General features: G+C 61.9%; 5 protein-coding genes. All 5 read right to left on the bottom strand.

The genetic code is table 11. The features are described from left to right. Nucleotides 1–81: 81 nt before the first annotated feature. Complete coding sequence (locus ACW9I6_RS29650; RefSeq protein WP_457340140.1) at nt 82–1,614, bottom strand: FGGY-family carbohydrate kinase; 1,533 nt, start codon at nt 1,612–1,614, stop codon at nt 82–84. Between the two features lies 1 nt (nt 1,615). After that, the gene (locus ACW9I6_RS29645) at nt 1,616–2,695 is read right to left on the bottom strand and encodes an alcohol dehydrogenase catalytic domain-containing protein (RefSeq protein WP_032898587.1); all 1,080 of its coding nucleotides are present in this window, start codon (nt 2,693–2,695) and stop codon (nt 1,616–1,618) included. Between the two features lie 69 nt (nt 2,696–2,764). After that, entirely contained in the window at nt 2,765–3,757 is a 993-nt protein-coding gene (locus ACW9I6_RS29640; protein ID WP_003215773.1) for an ABC transporter permease, read from the bottom strand. Further along, entirely contained in the window at nt 3,723–5,231 is a 1,509-nt protein-coding gene (locus tag ACW9I6_RS29635; protein ID WP_457340139.1) for a sugar ABC transporter ATP-binding protein, read from the bottom strand. Before ACW9I6_RS29635 ends, ACW9I6_RS29640 begins: the two co-directional genes overlap by 35 nt. 63 nt (nt 5,232–5,294) lie before the next feature. Then, nucleotides 5,295–6,221: a substrate-binding domain-containing protein gene (locus ACW9I6_RS29630; protein ID WP_003215780.1), complete on the bottom strand. Its 927-nt coding sequence runs from the start codon at nt 6,219–6,221 to the stop codon at nt 5,295–5,297. Nucleotides 6,222–6,399 lie beyond the last annotated feature (178 nt).

Below are 6,399 nucleotides of genomic sequence, written 5' to 3'. Positions count from 1 at the left end.
GCGGTGGGTCAGGCAATAAATCCGGCACTGATACACCGTATTCGCGAGCAAGCCCGCTCCCACATTTGGATCAGTGTTCGCTTAATTCAATTGCAGGCTGTGCATCACCGGTTTCAAGGCCGGATACAGCTCCAGATAGCTGGCAAACGCCCGGTCATACACCCCGACATTCCCCGCCTTCGGCTCTGCCCGCAGCTCCAACTGCACCCAACCTTTCTCCATCTGCCGGTCATCCACCACCCCCACCGCATGGGCCGCCAGCAACGCCGCGCCCAAGGCCGCCTCCACCTCTTGCACAATGGTGTAGACCGGGTAATGGGTGATGTCCGCAATAATCTGCATCCACAAATCCGAATGGCTCGCCCCACCCACCACAATCAGCCGTGGATCAAGGGAATGCGCCCCACGGGTGCCCGCTTCGATATTGTGCCGCAGGGCAAAACTCACCCCTTCGAGCACCGCGCGGTACAGGTGGATCCGGCTGTGATACAGGTTCAGCCCGACAAAGCTGCCGCTGGCCCGGTCATCCCACACCGGGCTGCGTTCGCCCATGAGATACGGCAGGAACAACAGCCCTTCGCTGCCCGCCGGGATCTTCGCGGCGCTCTGCTCCAGCAGCCACAAACTGTCCTGGCCAGTCTCTTTCGCCTGCTGCTCCTCAGCCTGGCAGAACTGCTCGCGAAACCAGCTCACCGACGCCCCGGCGGTAATCGCACCGCCGAAGATGTACAGGTCCTGATGGCCGTTATAGACGTGGGGCATGCTCACCAGGCCATGGCGCGCGTCCACCTGCTGATTGAGATAACCCCAACACATGCTGGTGCCGATCATCGCCACGTGATTGCCCGGCCGGGTCACCCCGGCGGCCAATGTGGCCATGGCCGCGTCCACGCCTCCGGCCAGGATCGGAGTGCCCGTCTGCAGGCCCAATCGCTGCGCCCATTCCTCGAGCAAACCGCCGACCACTTCACCGGAATACAGCAAGCGCTCCGGCATCATCGCCAGGGGAATCTCCAGCGCCGCCAACATCTCGGCCGACCAGTCCCGCCGGGCCACATCGTAGACCCCGCCGATATTGCCGGCGCTGCTGTGGTCCACCGCCAACTCACCGGTCAGGCACCAGTTGATGTAACTGTTGGGCGGCAGCAGGTAGCGGGTGTTGGCCCACACCTGCGGCTGGTGTTGCTTGAGCCAGAGCATCTTGGTGAAGCCGTAGTAGCTGTCCACCGAGTTGCCGGTGACCGCAAACAGCCGCTCCAGGTCCACATGCTCGCGCACCCACTCAACTTGCTCGCCCGCGCGCCGGTCCATCCAGATCAGGCACGGGTGCAGCGGCGTGATCTGCTCGTCCACAGCAATTCCGGAGCCACCGTACAGGCTGCTGATGCACAGCGCCTTGACCTGCTCTTTCGCCACGTCGGCCTTCGCCATGCACTGGGCGACGCAGGCTTCCACCGCATCCAGCCAGACCTGCGGCCACTGCTCGGCCCAGCGCACTTTCGGGGTATCCACGCGATACCCCTGGCTGTGCTGGGCGATGATCAGGCCGTCCGCATCCACCAGCAGCGCCTTGGTGCTTTGCGTGCCGATGTCCACACCCATTACGTAGTTCATGTCAGAGCACCGGCTTCAGCAGCACCTTGATCGACTTGGTCGAGTTGGCCAGCTCAAACGCTTCGGCCCAGCTGTCCAGCCCGAAGTCATGGGTCACGATGCCCTTGGACGTCACCAGGCCACGCTCGAACAAGTCGATGGCCACCGGGTAGCAATACGGCCCCAGGTGCGCACCGCGTACGTCCAGCTCCTTGCGGTCGCCGATGATCGACCAGTCGGCGCTGGTTTCGGCGCCAAACACGCTGAATTCGACAAACCGGCCGAGCTTGCGGATCAAGTCCAGGCCCTGGGTAACGCCCGCCGGTACGCCGGTGGTTTCGATGTACACGTCGCAGCCGTAGTTGTCGGTCAGGCTATTGATGATCTCCCGGGCGTTATCCCGGGACGGGTTGATCACCACGTCGGCACCGTACTGCTTCGCCAGTTCCAGGCGCTCGTCGACCATGTCGATCACCACCAGCTTCTTCGGCGTTTTCAGGGCGGCCACTTGCACCATGCACAGGCCCAGGGTGCCGGCACCAGCAATAACCAGCACGTCATCCAGCTGGATCTCACCGCGGTTGACGGTGTGAATCGCGCAGGACATCGGCTCGATCAGCGCCGAATCTTCCAGGGACACCGACTCCGGAATCTTGTGCACGATGGCAGTCTTGGGAATACGCATGTACTGGGCCATGCCACCCTCGGCGACTTCACGCTGGAAGCCGAAGATGTTGTGCACCTCGCACATCCAGTACTTGCCGGACTTGCAGAAGCGGCACTTGCCACATGGCACGATCTGCTCGGCGATCACCTTGTCGCCGACCTTCACCTCAAAGTGCTCCTCGGCGCCCTCGCCCGCTTCCACCACGTAGCCAAAGAACTCGTGCCCCGGCACCACCGGGGCCTTGACCCACGGGTTATCGCCGCCCCAGAACATCGCGGCGCCCGAGTGGCATTTGCAGTCACTGGCGCAGATGCCGCAGGCGGCGATGCGAATCACCAGTTCATTGACCCGCGCCTGGGGTTTGCTGATGCGTTCCAGGCGGTAGTCTTTCGGGCCGTGGCAGACGACGGCTTGCATTTGGTTGTGCTTTTCCATGATGTGCGGACCTTTCTTGAGCATGAGAGAACCCATCGCGGCCACCATGGCCGCGTGGAGATAACCGGTTTACTTGTGGCGCTGACGGCTGATAAAGATCGCCAGCAAAATGATCCCGCCCTTGATCACACTCTGGACGTAGGGCGAGACCCCGAGCATGTTCAAGCCGTTGTTCAACACCCCCAGCAGCATGGCGCCGAGCAAGGTGCCGACGATTACCCCGCGCCCACCGGCAATCGAGGCGCCGCCCAGGACCACCGCGGCAATCGCGTCGAGTTCGAACGACACCCCGGCATTCGGCTGGCCGCTCATCAAGCGTGAGGTCAGCACCAGCCCGGCAATCGCGGCGGTCAAACCGCTGATGCCATACACCAGCAATTTGAAGCGCGCCGCCCGCACGCCGGACAGGCGCACCGCTTCCTCGTTGCCGCCGATCGCGTAGATATAGCGGCCGATGCGGGTGTGTTGCAGCAGCACATAGGCCGCCAGGTACGTCACCAACATGATCAGGATCGGCACCGAAATGCCGAACAGGCTTTCGCGGCCAAAGAAGCCGAACCACTCCGGCAAACCGGAAATCGGATAGCCGTCGGTGTACATCAGGCCGAACCCGCGGGCGATGCCCATGGTCGCCAGGGTGACGATGATCGGCGGCATGTGCAGGTAGGCGACGAACAGGCCATTGCCGATACCGAAGGCCACGCCGACCAGCATCCCGGCGCCAATCGCCAGGCCCGGCGGCAAGCCTGCGACCATCAAGCCGGCGGTCAAGGTGCCGGACAACGCCATCACCGGCCCCACCGACAAATCGATGCCGCCGGTGAGAATCACGCAGGTCATGCCCACCGCGATAATCGCGTTGATCGACACCTGGCGCGCGATGTTCGACAAGTTGTTGGCCGTCAGGAAGTTATCGCTGGCGAAGATCATCACCAACGTCACCACCAGCAGCCCGACAAAGGGATAAAACGCCGGTGAGCGGATCAACCGCGCCAGGTTCAGGCGCAGCCGGCCAGGCCCCACGGCATTAATGGACGTATTCACTTGGGCCCCCTGTTGCATGGCGCATGACCTCTTGAGGATTGACGGCAGACGCTTCCAGTACCTTGACGATGGCGCCCTTGTGGAACACCGCGACGCGGTCGCACATGCCGATGACTTCCGGCAGTTCCGAGGAAATCATGATGATTGCGTAACCCTGTTCGGTGAGGCTGCGCATCAGTGCGTAGATCTGCGCCTTGGCACCGACGTCGATGCCACGGGTGGGTTCGTCGAACACCAGCACGTCGCAGTGATGGTTGATCCAGCGGGCAATCACGACTTTCTGCTGGTTGCCGCCGCTGAGGTTGAACACCCGGCTCTCGCCGCTGGGGGCCTTGATCGACAGCTGGCGCATCAGCGCTTCAACGCTGGCGCATTCCTTGTCCTTGTCGATCAGGCCGCTGGCGTTCTGGTATTTGGGCAGGTTGTTGAGGGAGATGTTTTCGCGAATGCTGAAATCGGTGATCAGCCCTTCGGTCTTGCGGCTTTCCGGCAGCAGGCCGATGCCATGGGCCAAGGCCTGGGCCGGGTCGTCGAGGGTGATTTGTTCACCCCGCAGCCACACGTCTTTGCTCACCGACGGCAGCGCGCCCATCATGCCCAGCGCCAATTCGGTACGCCCGGAACCCACCAGGCCGGCAAAGCCGAGAATCTCGCCCTTGTGCAATTCAAAGTGGTTATGGGGGCCGTTGCGCACCAACTGGATGTCCTTGACCTCCAGCAGCAGCGGCCCGCGTGCGGCGGTGGGCTTGGGCGGAAAACTGCACTCCAGGCGCCGCCCGACCATCATTTCCACCAGGCGGTCGATATCGCTGTCGGCCACATCGGTGACGCCCACATTGCCGCCGTCGCGCAGCACGCTGATGCGGTCGCAGACCTGGAAAATCTCCTCCAGGTGGTGGGAAATAAAAATCACCGCCACCCCCTGGCGCTTGAGTTCACGCATGATTTCGAACAGCAGCTCGGCTTCGCTCGGCGTGAGGGTGGCGGTGGGTTCGTCGAGCACCAGCAGCCGCGCGTCCAGGGCCAGCGCCTTGGCGATCTCGACGAATTGCTGCTCGGCCACGCTCAGGTGCCTGACCGCGCATTGCAGGTCAATACTGACACCGAGGCGCTTGAACAACGCCTCGCTGGCCTCGACCATTTCGCGCTTGCGCAACAGGCCAAAACGGTTGCTCAGCTCATGGCCGAGGAAGATATTTTCCACCGCCGTGAGGTAGGGAATCAGGCTGAATTCCTGGAACACAATGCCGATGCCGGCGGCAATCGCATCACGATACGTCGCGAACCGCCGAGCCTCGCCGTCGATCAGGATCTGCCCTTCGTCCTGGTGCTCGACCCCGCCAAGGATCTTCATCAAGGTCGATTTGCCTGCACCGTTTTCCCCGAGCAAGGCATGAATTTCGCCGCGCTGCACTTCCAGGTTGATCGCCTTGAGGGCTTGCACCCCCGGGTAGCGCTTACAGATATTTTCCAGCTTCAGAAGACTGCTCATACCGCCGACCTCGCATTCAGATGGATGACCTGTGCCCCACGCCTGGCATGGGGCCTGGGTGTTTTACCAACTGAAATCCTTGGCCTTGGCCTGGTCAATCAGGGTGATGTCCACCGGGATTGTGGCCGGCACTTGCGAGCCCCACTTCTTGGCCAGGGCGATGCCCAGGGCCAGGCGGATCTGGTCACGGGGGTATTGCGCGGAGGTGGCGATGAATTTGCTGCCGGGTTTCTGGATGGCCTTGATCGCTTCCGGCGCGCCGTCGACGCTCACCAGCTTGACATCCAGGCCACTGGCTTCGATGGCCGAGAGTGCGCCGAGGGAGCCGTTGTCATTGACGCTGAAAATGCCCTTGAGGGTGGGCTGGGCCTGCAGCATGTTTTCGGTGACGGTCAGCGCCTGGTCACGTTCCTGCTTGCCGTTCTGGATGCTCACGATCTTGATGTCCGGGTGCTTGGCCACGGCCTCCTTGCAACCGCGCACGCGCTCCAGGATCGGTACCACGGCGATGCCGTCGAGGATGGCGATATTGCCCTTGTCCCCGATGTTCTTGGCCAGGTATTCGCAGGCCTGGAAGCCGGCGTCGAAGTTCTTCGAGCCGACGAAGGAGTCCAGTGGGCCTTCGGCCTGGGCGTCGACGGCGACCACGACTACGCCGGCGGCGTGGGCGGATTTGACGGCTGATTGCACGCCGACGGAATCGGTGGGGTTGATCAGCAGGATGTCGATGCCTTTTTGCAGCATGTCTTCGACGTCGCTGACCTGTTTGGACACGTCGTGGCGGGCGTCGGTGATGATCAACTGCGCACCGATGGTCGCCCCGGCTTCCTGCAGGGCGTCTTTCATGGTGACGAAGTAAGGGTTGTTGATTTCCTGGAAGGACGCGCCGATGCGGATGGGGGCGGGTTTGGTGTCGGCCAGTGCCAGGCCAGCGGTGCCAAGATTGATGCTCAGAGCCAACAAACACAGGGTTTTCGGAAGCATTTTCATGGTGGGGATCTCTGTTTTGTTTTTATTTTTAGAGCAAATGTTATCGTTAACATTTTGTAAGAAGCTAGCAAAGAAATTGGGGGGTCGCAAGGGGTGTTTGATCGGTGGTGGCGGGTGTGGTGGACATATCCGTTGCTGCGGTAACGGCCGCTTATGGTTCCGCTCTTACAGCGGCTCA

The sequence above is a fragment of the Pseudomonas sp. SDO5522_S412 genome (assembly GCF_054071215.1).
Note: the sequence above shows the minus strand (reverse complement) of the source record. Positions and strands in the feature narration are given on the sequence as shown.

Excerpts from the sequence above, each read along its gene's own strand:
- ACW9I6_RS29650 (WP_457340140.1), bottom strand. The coding sequence starts at position 1,614 with ATGAACTACGTAATGGGTGTGGACATCGGCACGCAAAGCACCAAGGCG.
- ACW9I6_RS29645 (WP_032898587.1), bottom strand. The coding sequence starts at position 2,695 with ATGGAAAAGCACAACCAAATGCAAGCCGTCGTCTGCCACGGCCCGAAA.
- ACW9I6_RS29640 (WP_003215773.1), bottom strand. The coding sequence starts at position 3,757 with ATGCAACAGGGGGCCCAAGTGAATACGTCCATTAATGCCGTGGGGCCT.
- ACW9I6_RS29635 (WP_457340139.1), bottom strand. The coding sequence starts at position 5,231 with ATGAGCAGTCTTCTGAAGCTGGAAAATATCTGTAAGCGCTACCCGGGG.
- ACW9I6_RS29630 (WP_003215780.1), bottom strand. The coding sequence starts at position 6,221 with ATGAAAATGCTTCCGAAAACCCTGTGTTTGTTGGCTCTGAGCATCAAT.